Annotated in this window: 14 protein-coding genes; all 14 read left to right on the forward strand. The window is 65.4% G+C overall.

The features are described 5' to 3' along the window. The first annotated feature begins 29 nt into the window (after positions 1–29). The 14 genes from ACOQFL_RS08920 to ACOQFL_RS08985 all read left to right on the forward strand — a co-directional run bounded on the left by ACOQFL_RS08920 (position 30) and on the right by ACOQFL_RS08985 (position 18,974). Positions 30–1,229: an ROK family transcriptional regulator gene (locus ACOQFL_RS08920; protein WP_435543839.1), complete on the forward strand. Its 1,200-nt coding sequence runs from the start codon at positions 30–32 to the stop codon at positions 1,227–1,229. A 120-nt stretch (positions 1,230–1,349) separates the two neighbouring features. Beyond that, entirely contained in the window at positions 1,350–2,861 is a 1,512-nt protein-coding gene (locus ACOQFL_RS08925; RefSeq protein WP_435543625.1) for a sugar ABC transporter ATP-binding protein, read from the forward strand. Then, complete coding sequence (locus tag ACOQFL_RS08930; protein ID WP_435543626.1) at positions 2,858–3,889, forward strand: ABC transporter permease; 1,032 nt, start codon at positions 2,858–2,860, stop codon at positions 3,887–3,889. The genes ACOQFL_RS08925 and ACOQFL_RS08930 overlap by 4 nt, the downstream gene beginning before the upstream one ends. Positions 3,890–3,947: 58 nt before the next feature. Continuing rightward, positions 3,948–5,012, forward strand: a complete 1,065-nt coding sequence (locus tag ACOQFL_RS08935) for a substrate-binding domain-containing protein (protein WP_435543627.1) — start codon at positions 3,948–3,950, stop codon at positions 5,010–5,012. A gap of 106 nt (positions 5,013–5,118) precedes the next feature. Continuing rightward, on the forward strand, positions 5,119–6,282 hold the full coding sequence (locus ACOQFL_RS08940; protein ID WP_435543628.1) for a Gfo/Idh/MocA family protein: 1,164 nt from the start codon (positions 5,119–5,121) through the stop codon (positions 6,280–6,282). 28 nt (positions 6,283–6,310) lie between these two features. After that, the gene (locus tag ACOQFL_RS08945; protein WP_435543629.1) at positions 6,311–7,180 is read left to right on the forward strand and encodes a sugar phosphate isomerase/epimerase family protein; all 870 of its coding nucleotides are present in this window, start codon (positions 6,311–6,313) and stop codon (positions 7,178–7,180) included. A gap of 290 nt (positions 7,181–7,470) precedes the next feature. Next, positions 7,471–11,751, forward strand: a complete 4,281-nt coding sequence (locus ACOQFL_RS08950; protein ID WP_435543630.1) for a ThuA domain-containing protein — start codon at positions 7,471–7,473, stop codon at positions 11,749–11,751. Between the two features lie 137 nt (positions 11,752–11,888). Beyond that, positions 11,889–13,076, forward strand: coding sequence for an inositol-3-phosphate synthase (locus ACOQFL_RS08955; protein ID WP_435543631.1), 1,188 nt, complete (start codon positions 11,889–11,891; stop codon positions 13,074–13,076). Continuing rightward, complete coding sequence (locus tag ACOQFL_RS08960) at positions 13,073–13,966, forward strand: SCO3242 family prenyltransferase (RefSeq protein WP_435543632.1); 894 nt, start codon at positions 13,073–13,075, stop codon at positions 13,964–13,966. The genes ACOQFL_RS08955 and ACOQFL_RS08960 overlap by 4 nt, the downstream gene beginning before the upstream one ends. Further along, positions 13,963–14,871, forward strand: coding sequence for a sugar phosphate isomerase/epimerase family protein (locus tag ACOQFL_RS08965; protein ID WP_435543633.1), 909 nt, complete (start codon positions 13,963–13,965; stop codon positions 14,869–14,871). Before ACOQFL_RS08960 ends, ACOQFL_RS08965 begins: the two co-directional genes overlap by 4 nt. Then, positions 14,868–15,539: an EboA domain-containing protein gene (locus ACOQFL_RS08970; RefSeq protein WP_435543634.1), complete on the forward strand. Its 672-nt coding sequence runs from the start codon at positions 14,868–14,870 to the stop codon at positions 15,537–15,539. Before ACOQFL_RS08965 ends, ACOQFL_RS08970 begins: the two co-directional genes overlap by 4 nt. Then, positions 15,539–16,399: a TatD family hydrolase gene (locus tag ACOQFL_RS08975; RefSeq protein WP_435543635.1), complete on the forward strand. Its 861-nt coding sequence runs from the start codon at positions 15,539–15,541 to the stop codon at positions 16,397–16,399. The genes ACOQFL_RS08970 and ACOQFL_RS08975 overlap by 1 nt, the downstream gene beginning before the upstream one ends. Positions 16,400–16,401: 2 nt before the next feature. After that, positions 16,402–17,565, forward strand: coding sequence for a metabolite traffic protein EboE (gene eboE / locus ACOQFL_RS08980; protein WP_435543636.1), 1,164 nt, complete (start codon positions 16,402–16,404; stop codon positions 17,563–17,565). Continuing rightward, positions 17,562–18,974 (forward strand): alkaline phosphatase family protein, encoded by a 1,413-nt coding sequence (locus ACOQFL_RS08985; protein WP_435543637.1) that lies wholly within the window; start codon positions 17,562–17,564, stop codon positions 18,972–18,974. The genes eboE and ACOQFL_RS08985 overlap by 4 nt, the downstream gene beginning before the upstream one ends. Positions 18,975–18,980 lie beyond the last annotated feature (6 nt).

Here is an 18,980-nt window from a genome sequence, read left to right on the forward strand (position 1 = left end):
CGGACACGGGAGGAGAAACGGTGCCGCGTATCGCATCACGCCCGGAAAACCCCCAGCAGGGAAGACTGCTGCGGCTGCTGCGGGACAGTGGCCCGCACTCCCGAGCGGAGCTGGGCGAGGCACTCAAACTCTCGCGGTCGAAACTGGCCCACGAGGTGGATCGCCTCACGGAGCTGGAATTCGTCGAGCGGGGCGGGTTCGCCGCTTCCCGGGGCGGACGCCGTTCCTCGATCGTCCGACTGTCGAAACACCTGCGGTTCGTCGGTGTGGATATCGGTGCGACCTCCGTCGATGTCGCCGTCACCGACGGACAGCTCGATGTTCTCGGGCACAGCAGCGCAGAGATCGGAGTCCATAACGGCCCCGACACCGTGTTGGACACCGCACTGGACCTGCTGAGCAAGCTACGAGCGGACGGCACCGCACCGGACATCCACGGTGCCGGTGTCGGCATCCCCGGACCGGTGAGTTTCCGCGACGGAGCTCCGGTAGCCCCACCGATCATGCCGGGGTGGGATCAGTACCCGGTGCGCGAGACGATGAGCCAGGCGCTCGGTGTGCCGGTACAGGTGGACAACGACGTCAATCTGATGGCTCTCGGTGAACTGCACGCGGGCGTGGCGCGCTCCGTCGACGACTTCCTGCTGGTCAAGATAGGCACCGGTATCGGTTGCGGCATCGTCGTCGGTGGCGAGCTGCATCGAGGTGTGTCGGGCAGCGCGGGCGACATCGGTCATATCCAGATCGAGGAGAACGGTCCGCCCTGCGCCTGCGGAAACAGTGGCTGCCTGGAGGCCTACGCGAGCGGCACAGCGCTGGCCCGGGACGCGATGGCCGCCGCGCGGGCCGGTAGTTCCCCACGGTTGGCCGAGCTGTTCGAGAAGTCGGGGGCACTCTCCGCCGCCGACGTCACCGACGCCGTCTCGGTGGGTGATCCCGTAGCGGTACAACTGCTGCGCAGTGGCGGGCACCGCGTGGGGCAGGTGCTGGCCAGCCTGGTCAGCTTTTTCAATCCCGGGCTGGTGGTGGTGGCGGGTGGTGTGGCGGGCGCGGGCCACTCCCTGCTGGCCGAGATGCGCAGCGCTGTCTATCGCAGGTCGTTACCGCTGGCCACCGGCAATCTCCCGATCGTGCTGTCCGAACTGGCCGCGGCGGCCGGAGTGGTCGGCGGGGCCAGGTTGATCAGCGACCAGGTCCTGTCCGTACCGCGTGGCATCGAGGAACGTTAGGGGCACCGTGACCATGATCAGCTACACCAAGTGTTGTGCGCCACCTCCCGCCGGAATCGTCTCTCGATTCGGCGAGACCACATGCCTCCCCGACACGCGACGGTTCGAGGAGTCCAGCTGATGAGTACGACCCTGCTTCAAATGCGCGGAATCGTGAAAACGTTTCCCGGCGTGCGTGCGCTGGACGGGGTGGACCTCGAGGTGCGAACCGGCGAGGTGCACTGCCTGCTCGGACAGAACGGCGCGGGCAAATCGACGTTGATCAAAGTGCTCGCGGGGGCACAACGTCCCGATGAGGGAACCATCGAGTGGGATGGCAACGCGGTCTCACCACGGAGTCCCGCCGCGGCGATGAAGCTCGGCATCGCCACGATCTACCAGGAACTGGACCTGGTCGACGGCCTGTCGATCGCCGAGAACATCTTTCTCGGTCACGAGCCGACCACTGTCGGCTTCGCACGCCGCACCGAGATGCGGCGAAACGCTCGGCGGCTACTCGAAAGACTGGGGCACGGCGAGATCGATCCCGCACGAGAGGTCGGCGAGCTGTCATCGGCGAGCAAACAACTCGTCAGCATGGCACGCGCACTCTCACTCAATGCGAGGTTGATCGTCATGGACGAGCCGTCGGCCGTGCTCGCCCACGACGAGATCTCGGGTCTGTTCCGGGTGATCGAGGAGCTCACCAGGCAGGGAATCGCGATCGTCTACATCTCGCACCGGCTGGACGAGATCCGTGAGATCGGCGACCGCATCACCGTGCTCAAGGACGGCCGGACCGTGGCCGAGGCTCTCCCCGCGGCCAGTACCTCGACGGAGCGGGTCGTGTCGCTGATGACGGGGCGGAGCATGGTCTCCGCCTTCCCGGAACGTAACTTCGGGAGCGCTCCAGAAGGACAGCACGAACTGCTCCGGGTCGCGGAGTTGAGTCGCACCGGCGAATTCGAGGACGTCTCGTTCACGGTGCGAGGTGGCGAGATCGTGGGAATAGCCGGACTCGTGGGGTCGGGCCGTTCGGAGATTCTGCAGACCGTCTACGGGGCGCGCAAACCCCGCACCGGAAAGGTGGAACTCGACGGTGGGCGTCTTCCACCAGGCAATGTGCGAGCCGCCGTACGCGGCGGGATGGGGCTGGCCCCGGAGGAGCGCAAGAGTCAGGCCCTGGTTCCGTACGAGTCGATCGCGCACAACGTCTCGCTGGCCGCCCTGGGGCGTTACGCCCGGCTGGGGTGGGTGAACAGAACCGGGGAACAAGCCGCTGCCGAGGAAGTAACCACCGCGTTGCGCCTGCAACCACCGGACACGAAACAACCGGTGCGGGTGTTGTCCGGGGGGAACCAGCAAAAAGCCGTAGTGGCTCGATGGTTACTGACCGACTGCAGGGTGCTGTTGCTGGACGAACCCACCCGAGGTGTCGACGTGGGCGCCAAGGCCGAGATCTACGCGTTGGTGCGTGAGCTGGCCGACTCCGGAGTCGGGGTGCTGTTGGTTTCCAGTGAGATACCGGAGGTTCTCGGTCTTTCGGATCGCGTCCTGGTGCTTCGCGAGGGACGAATCGTTCGGGAATCCCCCGCGGACGAGATCGACGAGGCCGAAGTGCTCGATCTGTTCATCGAAGGGAGTGCCGCGTGACGGAGCAATCGCAGACCGACACGGTGCCGACGTCGGAATCACGGTCCGCCACTGCCGCGACGCCGAGAACACGAAACGCTCGGGCGAGGTTCTCGGACGGTAATCAGCGGCAGATTCTCGGGCTGTTGGCAGTACTGGTGATTCTGATCGCGGTGGGCAGCTTCACCACGGACAGCTTCTTCGAGGTATCCAATCTGGTGCTGCTGCTGAGTCAGGCCTCGATCATCGGCGTGCTGTCGATCGGGATGACCTTCGTGATCATCAGCGGTGGTATCGACCTGTCGGTGGGCGCGATCATCGCCCTGGCCTCGGTGTGGGCCACCACGGGAGCCACCCAGGAGTTCGGACTGTGGGGGATGCTGTTCACCGCGGTCGTCGTGGCCGGCGCTTGTGGCCTCATCAACGGTGTGTTGATCGCCTACGGCGGTCTCGTGTCACTGATCGTGACGATCGCGGGGCTGGCCAGTTACCGCGGCATGGCCACCCTCATCTCGGGAGGACAGCCGCAGGTCGTGCGAGTGGACGGATTCGGTGCCATAGCCACGACGGAGTTCCTGGGCATCCCGCTGCTCGTCTACATGTTCGCCACCACCGTGATCCTCGGATGGTTACTGCTGAACCGGACGACGTTCGGGAGGCACGTGTTCGCCGTCGGTGGTAACGCCGAGGCAGCCAGGCTCGCGGGCATCGATGTGCGTCGAACTCGCACGATCGTGTTCGTGCTGTCCGGCTTGTGCTGCGCCGTCGCGGCGATCATGCTCACGGCCCGCACCGCCACCGGAGCCAGCACCCACGGCAACCTCTACGAACTCGACGCCATCGCGGCGGTGATTCTCGGCGGCACGCTGCTTTCCGGTGGCCGCGGGACACTGATCGGGTCGATTCTGGGTGTGGTCGTGTTCACCACCGTCAACAACATCTTCGTGCTGAACAATCTGTCCACGCCGATCCAGCAGATAGCCAAGGGCGTGATCATCGTGATCGCCGTGCTGCTGCAACGCCGTGCCAACAAGGAATCGGCCGGCTGAGGCAGGAGGGACTCCGCACGAAACCGTGCAGTACCCCGTCCGTCGAAGGAGTATCGAAATGTCGAAGTGGGACAGTTCAGCGACGCAACGCCGCCGCTTCCTGATGGGAGGAGCCGCCGTGGGCGCGGGCGCGCTGCTCACCGCCTGCACCGGAAGCGGCAGCGGCGAGTCCGATGGCGCCAACCAGCTCGTCGGCCAACAGCAGGGCGACAACTCACAACCGGGTGAAACCGTCACGATCGGACTGTCCATTCCCTCCGACGATCATGGCTGGATGGGTGCCATCGGTGAGAACGCGATCGCCCAGGCCGAGAGCTTCGAGGACGTCAAGCTGGAGGCCACGGAAGGCACCAACGATGTGAATCGTCAGATATCACAGGTCAAGACGCTGATCAACAAAAAGGTCGATGTACTGGCGATCCTGCCGTTCAACGGTGAGTCGCTGACCCAGGTGGCCGAACAGGCGATGCGGGCGAACATCCCGGTGGTCAACATCGACCGTGTCTTCGCGTCGAAGCTGGCCTATCGCACCTGGGTCGGCGGGGACAACTACGGCATGGGGGTCAACGCGGCCAACTTCATCGCCGACCGTCTCGAGCAGCAGGGGGTGGAGAACCCGGTGATCGTCGAGATCGCGGGTATCGACAACCTGGAGCTGACCCGTGAGCGCAGCAGAGGGTTCGCGGAAGCGCTCAAGTCGCGGGGATTGAGTGTGACGATGAGTCAGAGCGCCGAGTTCACCCCGCAGTCCGGTCGCCAGGTCATGGGAAACGTGTTGCAGGCCAGGGACAACATAGACGCGGTCTGGAACCACGACGACAACCAAGGGGTCGGGGTGCTGGCCGCGATCGAGCAGGCCAACCGGGGCGACGAGTTCTTCATGGTGGGCGGCGCCGGTTCGAAGGTGATGATGGAACACATCAAGGCGGGTGACGGCCCCATGGCCGCCACCGTGTTGTACCCACCGACCATGTCCGCTTCGGCCGTCAACATGGCCAGGCTCCTCGCACAGCAGCGCAGCGTGTCCGGGCTGGTGGAACGTGCCGTACCCAGTGAGATCACGCTGCACTCGGCGACCGTGAGCAAGGACAACGTCGACGAGTACCTGAAAACGGCGTTCTGAGCGAGCCGAGGACAGCCGCGCAACGGACACGCCTTCCGGGCAACCGGCGAGGAGGTGCTCCTCGCGCGGCGGGACGAGCCACTACACAGAAAGGTGACCGTGACCGATGACGGAAAACGACCGACTGGGCGTCGGGATGGTGGGTTATTCGTTCATGGGAGCGGCCCACTCGCAGGCCTGGCGTACCGTCGGCCGGGTCTTCGACACGCGCGTCCGACCAGTGATGGCCGCGTTGTGCGGGCGCCGAGCGGACAACACGACAGCAGCCGCCGAACGCCTCGGCTGGGCCGCGATCGAAACCGACTGGGAAAAACTGATCGAACGTCGGGACGTGGCACTGGTCGACATCTGTACTCCCGGTGACACCCATCCCGAGATAGCGATCGCCGCGCTGGAAGCGGGCAAACACGTGCTCTGCGAAAAACCGCTGGCGAACTCCGTGACGGAGGCGAGCGCTATGACCGAGGCCGCTCGAAAAGCGCGGGAACGCGGTGTACGCAGCATGGTGGGGTTCAACTACCGCAGGGTTCCGGCACTGGCCCTGGCTCGGCGGATGGTGGCCGAGGGTCGAATCGGCACGATTCGACATGTACGCGCCCAGTACCTGCAGGACTTCATCGTGGACCCGGAAACTCCCATGATGTGGCGCCTCGATCGGGAGCGGGCCGGCTCGGGAGCTCTGGGGGACATCGGTGCCCACATTGTCGACCTGACCCGGTTCGTCACCGGGCAGGACATCACCGGGGTTTCCGGAATCACGCAGACCTTCGTTCCCGAACGTCCGCTCGACGACGGCAGCGGCGCCTACGGAGAGGTCACCGTGGACGACGCGGCGGCGTTCCTGGCGCGGCTGGACGGCGGTGGAATGGCCACCTTCGAGGCCACCCGGTTCGCGACCGGGCGCAAGAACGCCATGCGGCTGGAACTCAACGGCTCCGCGGGCAGTCTGGCCTTCGACTTCGAGTCGATGAACGAGCTGCTGTTCCACGACCACACCGAGGACGACTCCACAGCCGGTTTCCGCAGGATACTGGCCACCGAACCGGACCACCCCTATATGCACGCGTGGTGGCCACCGGGTCACGGACTCGGATACGAGCACACCTTCACGCACCAGATGCGGGACCTGCTCGAAGCAGTTGGCGCCGACGGCGATCCCGAGCCCTCGTTCGCCGACGGCCTCGCGGTGCAACACGTACTGGCGGCCGTCGAGCACAGCTCGAACAATCAGAGTGTTTGGACGGAGGTCCCCCGACAGAACGCGTTGTGAATCACCTTCGAGCACGAAAGGATCGATCATGCGGGAGTTCACGAACAACGACAGGCGTACTTTTCTCCGCGGTGCGGGTGCGGCGGCATTGGCTGCGGGGGCCTCGGTGGTGGGAGCGCGAACGGCGCTCGCGGGAACGGAGTGGGGCCACGGGCCGCACATACCGCGGAGCAAAATCGGAATCCAGCTCTACACCCTGCGCGACATGATGAGCGAGTCGGTGGCCGACACTCTCTCGTTCCTGTCCGAGGTCGGCTACTCGGAGGTGGAGTTCGCCGGACTGTACGACCACACAGCGGAACAAACGCGTGATCTGCTGCGGGAGCTGCGGCTCCGGACCCCCGCCGCTCACGAGGACATCCCCACCGAACGGGACCAGCTGGAACAGCTGCTGCACCGAGCCCGGGTCCTGGGGCAACGCTGGATCGTCCTTCCCTGGTTCTCCGCCGATGACCTGGCCTCGTACCACCGGCTGGCCGAACGGCTGAACTGGGCCGGTGATCTGGCACGTAGGCACGGCGTCCGGATCGGGTACCACAACCACGCCCACGAGTTCGAGACCTTGGAAGGCAAACGTCCGTACGACGTCCTGCTGGAGGAGACCGACCGGCATCTGGTCGACTTCGAAGTGGACCTCTACTGGGTGGTCAAGGCGGGCGTCGATCCCTTGGAACTGTTCGAACGAGCACCCCGCAGATTTCCACTCGCACACATCAAGGGAATGGCCCCGGACGGTTCGTTCGCCGACCTGGGTGAGGGGGTCATCGACTACGAACGCATTCTGGCGGAGCGAACACGCGCCGGAATTCGTCACTTCTTCGTGGAACGTGACGACCAGCCACACCCGAGGGAAACCGCGAGGGAGGGATACCACTACCTTCGGCGTCTCGGATGCTGAGCATGCTCCGAGATTTCGATCGACCCCTCGATCGAGTTGTCCCGTCGGATCCGTCATCTTCGTGAAGCCGGTCAACCGGGTTCCCCGCTTCCAGCGGCAGTCCGGCGTCTCCCCGAGGCGAAAATCGGGAATCGACCGTAGCGGAAATGACGTGTCCGGGAAAGAGATTCTGTCGCGCAACCAGTATTCGAAATTGAATCAGCATGCTGTCTACAGAGGGAGACACCGTGCCACCGTTATTACGTAGAGCGTTAGCGGCGACATTCAGCACCATACTTCTCGTCGGAACCATGATCGCGTTCGGCGCGCCAGCCGCCGCACGGTCCGACGACTCCACGACCGCCACGAACAACACCGACTCCGCGGCGGATGTCACCCCGAAGCACCAGGAGTTCAACGTACTGGTCTTCTCGAAGACCGCCGGTTACCGACACGGTTCCATCCCGGCAGGCATCGAGGCGGTGAAACAGCTCGGCAACGAGCACCACTTCGGAGTGACCGCCACCGAGGACGCCTCGGCGTTCACCTACGACAACCTCAAGCAGTACGAGGCGGTCGTGTGGTTGTCCACCACCGGGGACGTGCTCAACGCGACGCAACAGGCGGCCTTCGAGAAGTACATCAACAACGGCGGCGGCTACGCCGGTGTGCACGCGGCGGCGGACACGGAGTACGACTGGTCGTTCTACGGCGACCTCGTCGGAGCCTACTTCGACTCCCACCCGGCCGTGCAGGAAGCCACCGTCGACGTCACCGACTCCGAGCACCCCTCGACGTCATCGTTGCCGCAGAAGTGGACTCGCACCGACGAGTGGTACAACTACTCGCCCAATCCCCGCGAGAACGTGCACGTGTTGAGCACGCTGGACGAATCCACCTACGACGGCGGCTCGATGGGCGAGGACCACCCGATCAGCTGGTGCCAGCCCTATCAGGGTGGCCGTTCCTGGTACACGGGAATGGGACACACCGCCGAGTCCTTCTCGAACCAGAACTTCCTGGACCATCTCGCGGGCGGCATCCGAACCGCGGCGGGCGCTGTCTCGGCCGATTGCGGCGAGTCCGCATCGGCGGGGACTCTCAACCAGGTGACACTGGCGAAAACGGCCGACGAGGTCGGTGAGCCCATGGGCATGGCGGTACTGCCGAACGGCGATGTGCTGCACAGCGAGCGTCAGGGCACGCTGTACTACACCACCGCGTCCGGAAACACCGAAGTGGCTGCCGATATCCCCGTCTACACCCACGACGAGGAGGGACTGCAGTCGCTGGAGATCGATCCGAACTTCGAGCAGAACCGATGGGTCTATCTCTACTACGCACCTCCGTTGAACACCCCCGCTGGGGATGCCCCCGCGACTGCCGACGATCCGGCGACGTTCGAGGAGTGGCAGGGCTACAACCAGCTCTCGCGCTTCAAGCTCGCTCAGGACGGCACCCTCGACATGAGCAGCGAGCAGCAGATCATGCGGGTGGACGCCACCCGCGGTATGTGCTGCCACGTGGGTGGGGACATCGCCTTCGGCCCCGAGGGGTCGCTGTATCTGTCCACCGGGGACGACTCGAACCCCTTCCAGTCGAGTGGGTACACCCCGATCGACGAACGCGAAAACCGCAACCCGGCCTTCGACGCGCAGCGCACCTCGGGCAACACCAATGACCTGCGCGGCAAGGTACTACGGATCGACGTCGCCTCGGACGGTTCCTACAGGGTCCCGCAGGACAATCTGTTCGCCGGCGACAACAGTGACAAGACCCGCGACGAGATCTACGCGATGGGTTTCCGCAACCCTTACCGGATCTCGGTCGACCAGCAGACCGGCACGGTCTATGTGGGCAACTACGGTCCGGACGCCGCAACCGCCGATCCGCAACGCGGCCCTGCGGGCATCGTGGAGTACGAACGGGTCACCGAGCCCGGTAACCACGGTTGGCCGTACTGCGTGGGCGACAACAAGGCCTACCACGACTACGACTTCGCCACCGGTAACTCCAGCGGCGAGTTCGACTGCGCCAATCCGGTCAACGACTCCCCCAACAACGACGGGCTCACGCAGCTGCCCACCGCGAAGCCCGCGTGGTTGCCCTACAACGACGGCTCGGTTCCCGAACTCGGTTCGGGCAGCGAGTCGCCCATGGGAGGTCCGGTCTACCACTACGACGCCGACAGCCCGTCCACCACGAAACTGCCTGCCTCCTACGACGGCAAGTTCTTCGCCTACGAGTGGGGACGCGGCTGGATCAAGACGATCACTCCCGACTCGAACGGGCAGCCGTCACAGATCGAGGACTTCTTTCCCTCGATGACGCTGACCCGTCCGATGGACATCGAGTTCGGTCCGAACGGATCGCTGTACGTACTCGACTACGGCAGTGGTTACTTCGGCGGTGCCGAGGACTCGGCCGTGTACCGGATCGACTACACCCGCGACGGACGAGCCCCCACAGCACAGATCTCGGCCGAACCGACGAACGGGCAAGCCCCGTTGGAGGTCGACTTCTCGTCGCGAGGATCCTCGGATCCCGACCAGGGTGACTCGCTGAGCTACGCGTGGGACTTCGACGGTGACGGGCAGACCGACAGCACCGAGGCCGACCCCACGCACACCTACACCTCGGACGGCGAGCACACCGCCACGTTGACCGTAACCGATCAGACCGGCAAGACCGGCTCGGCCAGTGAGACGGTGGTGGTGGGCAACACCGCTCCCAGCGTGACGTTCCAGCGACCGGCCGCGGGCAAGGTGTTCGAGTTCGGGGACACGATCAACTACCAGGTCTCGGTCACCGATCCGGACGGCACGGCGGTCGACTGCTCGAAGGTGCACGTGGAATACATCCTGGGTCATTCCACGGGCAATGACTCCCACGGGCACCCGTTGAGCGAGGCCAACGGCTGCAGCGGGACCATCGAAACCTCCAACACGGACGGGCATCAGGGCGCCGACATCTACGGTGTGCTCAACGCCAGCTACACCGACACCTCGCCCACCGAGCAGGCGCCTGCCCTGAGCGGTTCCGCCGAGATCATCATGCAGCCCGCGAGCAAGCAGGCGGAGTTCTTCGACGACAGCAACGGAGTGCAGGTCGTGGAGGACAGTGCGGGTGCCGAAGCCGGTGCCAGGGTCGGACACATCCAGTCGGGTGACTGGACTTCGTTCACTCCGTACAACCTCGGTGGGATCCGATCAGCCACCTTCCGCGTCTCCTCGGGCGGTCCGGGCGGCACGATCGAGGTGCGCTCCGGCGCCCCGGACGGTCCGGTGGTGGCCACCACCGATGTGCCCAACACCGGCGGTTGGGGCACCTACACCGAGGTGGGCCCCGTGCCGGTGAGCGATCCGGGTGGTTCGGACGAGCTGTTCCTGGTGTTCACGGGCAACGGTTCGGGCGGACTGTTCGACGTGGACTCGATGCACCTCGATCGCACGGGAATTTCGCCCGCCTGTGAAGCGGTAGAACCCGAACAGGGTTACACCAGTCTGTTCGACGGCACCGCGGCCAGCATGAACGGTTGGGAACAGGCGGGGCCCGGCGGATTCGAGCACACCTCGGACTGCACGCTGCGTTCGACCGGCGGCATGGGCCTGTACTGGCTGGGCGACCGAAAGTTCGAGGCCCCCTACTCGCTGAAGTTGGACTGGAAACTCTCCGACCAGGACAATTCCGGGGTGTTCGTCGGATTCCCCGATCCGGGCAACGATCCGTGGGCAGCCGTCAACAGCGGTGAGGAGATCCAGATAGATCCCACCGACGCCCCGGCGAACCAGACGGGGGCGATCTACGACGAACAGGCTCCCGACCAGGAGAAACGCGACGCCGCGTTGAACCCGGCCGGCGAGTGGAACACCTACGAGATCGTCGTGACCGAACAGTCGATCACGGTCCACCTCAACGGTACCCGGATCACCCACTGGGTCGACGACGACCAGAACGTCGACCTGAGCAACGGTCACATCGGGCTGCAGAACCACGGGGACGAGGACACGGTCGCCTTCCGCAACGTCCGCGTCGACGAGAGCATCGACGTGACCGCGCCGAAGGTCTCCGCGGTGCCCTCCCCCGCCGAGCCCAACGGCGATCCGCACGGCGAGTACGCGGGAACCTACAACACTCCCGTGAGCGTCACCCTGGATTCCTCGGACAGCGGGGCCGGAGTGGCGACCGTGGAGTACCGCGTGGACGAGAAGGGCTGGACGGACTACGCGGAACCGGTGACCGTGCGAGGTGCGGGAAACCACACCGTGCGGTACCGGGCCACGGACAAGGCGGGCAACACCTCGAAGGTGGGCACGTTCACCTTCGAGATCAAACCCGACTCCTGTCCTGGTTCGGATCTGCGGAAAACCGTGGTGATCGGCTCCGACGACACCGGTGTGGTCAACCGGGACTCCGGGAACGGTTGCACGATCAACGACCTGATCGACGAACAGGCGGGCTACGGCAATCACGGGCAGTTCGTGTCCCACGTGGATCGGGTGACCAACGATCTGCTCGCGGCCGGTGTCATCTCCGGACGTGACAAGGGTCGGATCATGAGCGCCGCCGGGCGTTCCGACATCGGCAAGTGAGTCCCGGTCCCGGTTCCGCCCCGCGCGGAACCGGGACCGTGCCACCTGGCGAGTTCCGCCGCCGGACGGATGCTGCCGCACCCGTCCGGCGGTCGGGGCGTGCCGAACGGATCGAGGCGAACGAGGAGGGCCGTCCTTTGACGAGTCCCGACAGCGACGAACGTACCGGCGTCTGGCTCATCGGTGCCCGGGGATCGGTAGCGACCACGGCGATCACGGGAGCGGCGGCATTGCGCGACCGGCTGATTCCCCCCACCGGTTGCGTCACCGAATCACCGGAACTCATGGACCCAGCGATGCCCGGCTTCGACCGACTCGTGTTCGCCGGGCACGACATAACCGACACTCCGTTGCCGAAGCGGGCCGAACAGCTCGAGGCGGGAGGAGTGCTGCCGCGTGGACTTCGCGAGCTGGTTCACACCGATCTCGCGGCCGTGGACAACCGGATCCGGCCTGGTATCGGTGCCGCGGAAACGCCTCACGATCAACTGGAAGCGGTCGAACGGCTGACCGAACAGCTGTGTTCCTTCCGGGAGTTGTACGCGCTGTCCCGCGTCGTGGTGCTCAATGTGGCCGCCACCGAAGCGCACCCACCGCCCCGGCGTGAACACGCCGACCTCGAGGATCTGGAGAACTGTCTGCGGCGTCCCGATCCGTCCGAAGGAGCAGGACCACTGCCACCGAGCTCGCTCTACGCCTACGCGGCCCTACGAGCGGGCTGTTCCTACGCCGACTTCACACCCTCCGTCGGAGCCCGGTTACCAGCGCTGGATCAACTGGCCGCAGAACAGCGGGTGCCCTACGCGGGCAGCGACGGCAAAACCGGTGAGACGCTGGTCAAGAGCGCGCTGCTGCCGATGTTCTCCAGCCGTGCGCTACACGTCCGTTCCTGGTCCGGTACCAACCTGCTCGGCGGTGGCGACGGCCGCAACCTCGCCGATCCGCACAACGTGACCAGCAAAACAACCTCGAAACAACGTGCCATCGACGAGTCGCTGGGGCATCCGGTCGACGGGGAGGTGCACATCGACTACGTCCCCGCCCTCGGCGAATGGAAAACCGCATGGGACCACATCTCCTTCGAGGGCTTTCTCGGCAACGCCATGAGCATGCAGTTCACCTGGCAGGGCTGCGACTCCGCCCTGGCGGCACCTCTCGTACTCGATCTGGCCAGACTGCTGGCCCGGGCCCACGAGCGCAGGCACTCCGGTCCGCTTCCCCAGCTCGGTTTCTTCTTCAAGGATCCGGTGGCCTCGGAGGAGCACCGGTTGGTGGCCCAGTTCGAAACGCTGCGTTCCTTCGTCGAACAGCTCAAGGAGGGATGACAGTGCGAATCCGGACACTGGTGGAACTCGTACGCGCTCCGGCCGCGCTGTCGGTGCCCGGCGACGTGGCGGCCGGATCCGCCGCGCGGCACTCGTCCCGACCGACGACGATGCTGATGTTGTCCTCGTGCTGGCTGTACTGGGCGGGCATGGCGCTCAACGACTACGCCGACCGGGAGGTGGACGCGGCTGAGCGACCGGCGAGACCGATTCCTTCCGGCCGGGTTCCGCCCGGACTCGCGTTGGGCCTGGCGATCTCGTTCACCGGCCTGGCCACGACGATCACCGCGCTCTCCCACGGCAGGCGGGCTCTGCGCGTCACCGTACCGCTGGCGGGCACGGTCTGGGCCTACAACCTGGGATTGAAACGAACTCCGGCCGGGCCCGCCACTATGGCCGCCGCGCGCTTTCTCGACGTGCTGCACGGCGCCGGACCTGGTGGTTTCCGCAACGCGGCACCAGCGGCCGCGGCCATCGGTGCGCACACCTTCGGCGTGAGCACGGTGGGGCGTGACGAGGTCACCGGAGCGCCCCGCCGGGTTCCTGGGGTCGCGCTGACGGTGACGACCACGATCGTCTCGGCGCTTCTCACCCGAGCGATCCGGATGACCGTGGGGGGCCACGGGCCGGAATCGTGGCGCCGCTTCGCCGGAGCCACGACGTCGGCGGCGCTGGCCGTCTACGCGAGCACGACCGGAACCGCTCAGTTGAAAGCTCTCCGCGATCCGAGCCCGGCACGACTGCAACAAGCCACGAGTGCCGGGATTCTCGGGATGATCCCGCTGCAAGCGGCGCTGACCTCGCTCGGAGGAGCTCCGAAGCGGGCGGCCACTGTCCTGGCGCTTTTCCCGATCGCGCGACGACTCTTCGGACGGGTGTCACCGACATGAGAGAACTCGGTTCCTTCCCCACCAACGCCACGGCGCTGTCGAAACACTCCGGCCCCGAACGGACGCTGCGTTTCGGCTACGGCACGAACGGATTCGACAACCACCGGCTGACGGACTCACTGGAAATCCTTGCCGAGCAGGGCTATGACGGAGTCGCGGTAACACTCGATCACGACCACCTCGATCCGTTTCACCCGGACGTGGCCGAACACACCGCCCGGTTAAGACGAGACCTGGAACGACTGAAACTCGACGTGGTGGTGGAAACGGGCGCACGCTACCTGCTCGATCCGCGGCACAAGCACCATCCGACGCTGCTGTCGGAACACGGTCGAAAGCTGCGTCTCGATCTGCTGCACCGCGCGGTACACATCGCGGCACAACTGCGGGCCGGGGTCGTCTCGTTCTGGAGCGGCACGAAGCCCGACCACCTCGACGACGAAACGGCGTGGTCGTTGCTGGTCGAGGGGTGTTCCGAGGTTCTCGACACCGCTGCCGAGTACGGCGTGAAGCTGGGTTTCGAGCCGGAGCCCGGCATGTTCGTCCAAGACCTGGACGGTTACGAACAGCTGGCGGCGAAGCTGAACCACCCCGAGCTGTTCGGGGTGACGCTGGACATCGGGCACTGCCGCTGTCTGGAACCCGTCGAGGTACCGGCGTGCGTACGCCGTGCCGGCCCTGACCTGGTCAACGTCCAGATCGACGACATGCGGCGTGGCGTGCACGAACACCTGGAGTTCGGCGAGGGCGACATCGATTTCCCACCGGTGATGGCAGCGCTGCGCGAAGTGGGCTACCGCGGGCTGATCTCCGTGGAACTACCTCGTCACAGCCACGCCGCGCCCGCGGTGGCACAGCGTTCACTGCGTTTTCTTCGTCAGGCAGCCACGGAGGTGACAGCATGACCGCTCCGAATCCCGCCGAGCTGCGTGCCGCGCTCGACGAGCGGATCGACGAGACCGCGGGGCGCTGGCTGGACGAGGCCCTGGCGGACATCGCCGCGGGCGTGCGTGCGATCGGCACGCTCTTTCCGGCAGCGGGCAGGAAATGCGGTCGTGGCCCACTCGTCGACAACACGACCGAGCCCGAAACACTACGTACCTGGAGCAGCGAGGACGCGGTACGCGCGCTGCTGCTGACGGCGCTGCCGTTGACGGGTGCCGAGCTGGGCACGGAGCTCAGCGCGCTGTACCGGTACGGCGATGCCGCGGAGAAACGCGGTGTGCTGCGAGGTGCGGGTGTGCTGCGGGAGGATCCCGAGCTGGTGGAAACCGGGCTGCCGTTGGTACGGGACGCGTTGCGCAGCAACGACACCGGTTTGATCGCAGCGGGAATGGCCGAGTTCGGTGCCAGGAATCTCGACCCACCCGCCTACCGGCAGGGCGTGCTCAAGTGTGTCTTCCTCGGAATACCCCTACGGGACGTCTTCGGACTGCCGGAACGTCTCGACGCCGAGTTGGCACGCATGCTCACCGACTACGCCAGGGAGCGCAGTGCGGCCGGGCGGGAGATCCCCAACGACGTGTGGCTCGTCGTGGACCCGACACAACACCACTCCGCAGAGGAGGCGTGATGCGCATTTTCGATCCGCACATCCACATGAGCTCGCGGACCACGAACGACTACGACGCGATGTACCGGGCGGGGGTGAGGGCTCTGGTCGAGCCTTCATTCTGGGTGGGACAGCCACGCACCTCGGTGGGAACCTTCGTGGACTACTTCGACGGTCTGATCGGATGGGAACCGTTCCGGGCTTCGCAGTACGGTATCGCGCACCACTGCACCATTGGTCTCAATCCGAAGGAAGCCAACGATCCCAGGTGCCGTGACGTACTGGAGGTGCTTCCCCGTTACCTGGCCAAGGACGGCGTGGTGGCGGTGGGCGAGCTCGGCTACGACGCCATGACCGCCGAGGAGGACGATGCCTTCGCCGCTCAGCTGGAGCTGGCCGCCGAGCACGAGTTGCCGGTGCTCGTACACACCCCGCATCGGGACAAGGAGGCCGGTACCCGGCGCAGCCTCGATGTGATCCGAGAGTCCGGCATCCCCGTTGAGCGTGTCGTCGTCGATCACCTCAACGAGGTAACCGTCGAAGCGGTGGCGGAATCGGGCTGTTGGATGGGATTCTCGATCTATCCGGACACCAAGATGGACGAGGACCGGATGGTTCGGATAATGCGCAGGTACGGCGTAGCACGGATGTTGGTCAATTCGGCGGCCGACTGGGGCAAGAGCGATCCGCTGAAAACGAGCAAAACCGCGCACGCCATGCTTGCCGCCGGTTTCGAACCGGCCGCGGTGGACACCGTTTTTTGGTCGAATCCGGTCGGATTCTACGGGCAGAGTGGTCGACTACGCATGGATACGCCCGCGCTCGGAGACGGTGACGGCACCACTTTCGCGGGAAACTCCATCGAACGCGGGAAACGATGATCATGCGATTTCGTCATCGTGACGGATCAACCGTACACCTGGCTTACTGCACCAACGTGCATCCGGCGGAAGACCTGGACGGCATCATAGCTCAGTTCGACCGCTACGCCGTACCAATACGTCGGCGATTGGGGGTCGAACGGCTCGGCCTCGGACTGTGGCTGGCACGGAACGTGGCCACCGCGTTGGTCGAGGACGACACCGCGCTCGCCCGGCTGCGCTCCGAGCTGGCCGCACGAGGTCTGGAAGTGGTGACGCTGAACGGCTTCCCCTACCGGGGCTTCCAACAAACGGTGGTCAAACATGCGGTCTACCGACCCGACTGGTCCGAGCGTGCCAGGCTGGACTACACACTCGACCTGGCGAAACTACTGGCTCAACTGTTGCCGGAAGACGTCACCGATGGCAGTGTCTCCACACTACCGCTGGGGTGGGGGGCGTGGTGGTCGGAACACCACCACACCCGAGCCCTGGCACATCTGAGCGAGCTGGCCGACGGGCTCGCTCGAATAGCCGCACGAGAGGGACGTGCGGTGCGGGTGGGGTTGGAGCCCGAGCCGGGATGCGTGTTGGAGACAACCGATCAACTCGTTTCCGCGCTGTCCGGAACGGACACCGAGCACCTCGGGATCTGCCTGGACACCTGCCACGTGGCCGTGGCGTTCGAAAACCCATATCGAGCACTGCGACAGCTGCACGAAGCCGGTCTTCCGGTGGTCAAAACGCAGGCGTCCTGCGCCCTACGGGTCGACGATCCCCGTGACCCGGCGCAGCGTGCGGAGCTGAACTCCTTCGTGGAGCCCAGGTTCCTGCATCAGACCCAGCAGAGCGGTGACGGGGTCCGGCGTGCCGCCGATGATCTGGACCTGGCCTTGGCAGGTGAGCTCTCGGGGGAGCAACCGTGGCGGGTGCACTTCCACACTCCGCTGCACACCGCCCCCGGCACCTCGGTGCGGGGAACGCACGACGTGCTCGACGAGACACTCCGCTCGCTGCTCGGTGAGAACACGGCACACACCCGACACGTGGAGGTGGAGACCTACACCTGGGACGTACTCCCGGGCTCGGGAGATCACTCCACGAGCATCAGTGCCGGGATCGCGGCCGAACTCGACTGGGCCCGGCGGCGACTGCTCGCACTCGGACTCACGGAGGAAGATCGATGAATCACACAGCCGACGCGCGTACTCCGGTACTGCTGCTGGACGTGGTGGGGTTGACTCCCCCGCTTCTCGAGCACATGCCCAATTTGGACCGAATAGCACGGCGTGGTTTTCGGGCCGAGTTGAAAACCGTGTTTCCCGCCGTCACCTGTCCGGTGCAGTCCAGCCTGCTTACCGGACGAAATCCCGGCGAGCACGGCATAGTCGGTAACGGCTGGTTCTTCCGCGACATCGGGGAGGTCTTCTTCTGGCGCCAGTACAACGGGCTGGTGCGCGGCGAGAAGGTTTGGCAGGCGGCACGCGAACGAGATCCCGGCTACCGGGTCAGCAACGTCTGCTGGTGGTACGCGATGGGAATGGACGTCGACGAAACCGTGACTCCTCGGCCCGTATACCACGCCGACGGACGCAAGTCGCCGGACTGCTACACCTACCCCACGGCGCTGCGTGACGAGCTCACCGGGAAGTTCGGAACTTTTCCGCTGTTCAACTACTGGGGACCGACCGCTTCGATCGAATCCAGCCGTTGGATCGCCGAGGCCACCGGTCACCTACTGGCCACTCGCGGCTCGGACCTCACGATGGCCTACATCCCCCACCTCGACTACGACCTGCAGCGCTACGGCCCGGACAGTCCCAGAGCCACGGCGGCAGCGCGAGAGGTGGACCGGGCGTTGGCCCCATTGCTGAATCGGGCGGAAGCACAGGGCATCACGGTACTGGCCCTGTCGGAGTACGGCATGACCGAGGTGAGCCGACCGATCGACATCAATCGTGCCCTGCGGCACGAACGGCTGCTGCACGTACACACCCAGGCGGGCATGGAATACCTCGACCCGTGGAGTTCCCGTGCCTTCGCCGTCGCGGATCATCAGGCGGCGCACATATACGTCCGGGACACGGACGACATCCCCAGGGTACGTGACCTCGTCGGCGCGCTGCCCGGCGTCGACGAGGTTCTCGACGCCTCGGGCAAGCAACGGTACGGCATCGACCACGAACGGGCCGGGGACCTCGTGGCGATGGCGGAGCCCGACTCGTGGTTCACCTACTACTACTGGTTGGACGACGCCCGGGCACCCGATTTCGCCTCGCACGTGGAGATCCACCGTAAACCCGGCTACGACCCGGCCGAACTGTTCATGGACCCCCGGGACCGGCTGGTCAAGTTACGCGCCGCGACGGCGGTGGCTCGCAAGAAACTGGGACTGCGGTACCGGATGAACGTGGTACCGCTCGATCCGACACCGGTGCGTGGCAGTCACGGCAGGCTCGCGGACAGCCCCTCCCATGGACCGGTGCTGTTGTGCTCCGATGAACGCTTCGGTCGGGAGAGTTACCACGCCACGGAAGTCAAGGACCTGCTGCTCGAACTCTCCGGCCTTCGCGAACCGCGACAGGTAACGAGCTGAAAACCA

The sequence above is a fragment of the Actinopolyspora sabaoui genome (genome assembly GCF_051225635.1).
Lineage (GTDB): Bacteria > Actinomycetota > Actinomycetes > Mycobacteriales > Pseudonocardiaceae > Actinopolyspora.

Bases quoted from the DNA above. Each gene is read 5' to 3' on its own strand.
- ACOQFL_RS08925 (WP_435543625.1), top strand. From the start codon at position 1,350: ATGAGTACGACCCTGCTTCAAATGCGCGGAATCGTGAAAACGTTTCCC.
- ACOQFL_RS08935 (WP_435543627.1), top strand. From the start codon at position 3,948: ATGTCGAAGTGGGACAGTTCAGCGACGCAACGCCGCCGCTTCCTGATG.
- ACOQFL_RS08940 (WP_435543628.1), top strand. From the start codon at position 5,119: ATGACGGAAAACGACCGACTGGGCGTCGGGATGGTGGGTTATTCGTTC.
- ACOQFL_RS08945 (WP_435543629.1), top strand. From the start codon at position 6,311: ATGCGGGAGTTCACGAACAACGACAGGCGTACTTTTCTCCGCGGTGCG.
- ACOQFL_RS08950 (WP_435543630.1), top strand. From the start codon at position 7,471: ATGATCGCGTTCGGCGCGCCAGCCGCCGCACGGTCCGACGACTCCACG.
- ACOQFL_RS08960 (WP_435543632.1), top strand. From the start codon at position 13,073: ATGACAGTGCGAATCCGGACACTGGTGGAACTCGTACGCGCTCCGGCC.
- ACOQFL_RS08965 (WP_435543633.1), top strand. From the start codon at position 13,963: ATGAGAGAACTCGGTTCCTTCCCCACCAACGCCACGGCGCTGTCGAAA.
- ACOQFL_RS08970 (WP_435543634.1), top strand. From the start codon at position 14,868: ATGACCGCTCCGAATCCCGCCGAGCTGCGTGCCGCGCTCGACGAGCGG.
- ACOQFL_RS08975 (WP_435543635.1), top strand. From the start codon at position 15,539: ATGCGCATTTTCGATCCGCACATCCACATGAGCTCGCGGACCACGAAC.
- eboE (WP_435543636.1), top strand. From the start codon at position 16,402: ATGCGATTTCGTCATCGTGACGGATCAACCGTACACCTGGCTTACTGC.
- ACOQFL_RS08985 (WP_435543637.1), top strand. From the start codon at position 17,562: ATGAATCACACAGCCGACGCGCGTACTCCGGTACTGCTGCTGGACGTG.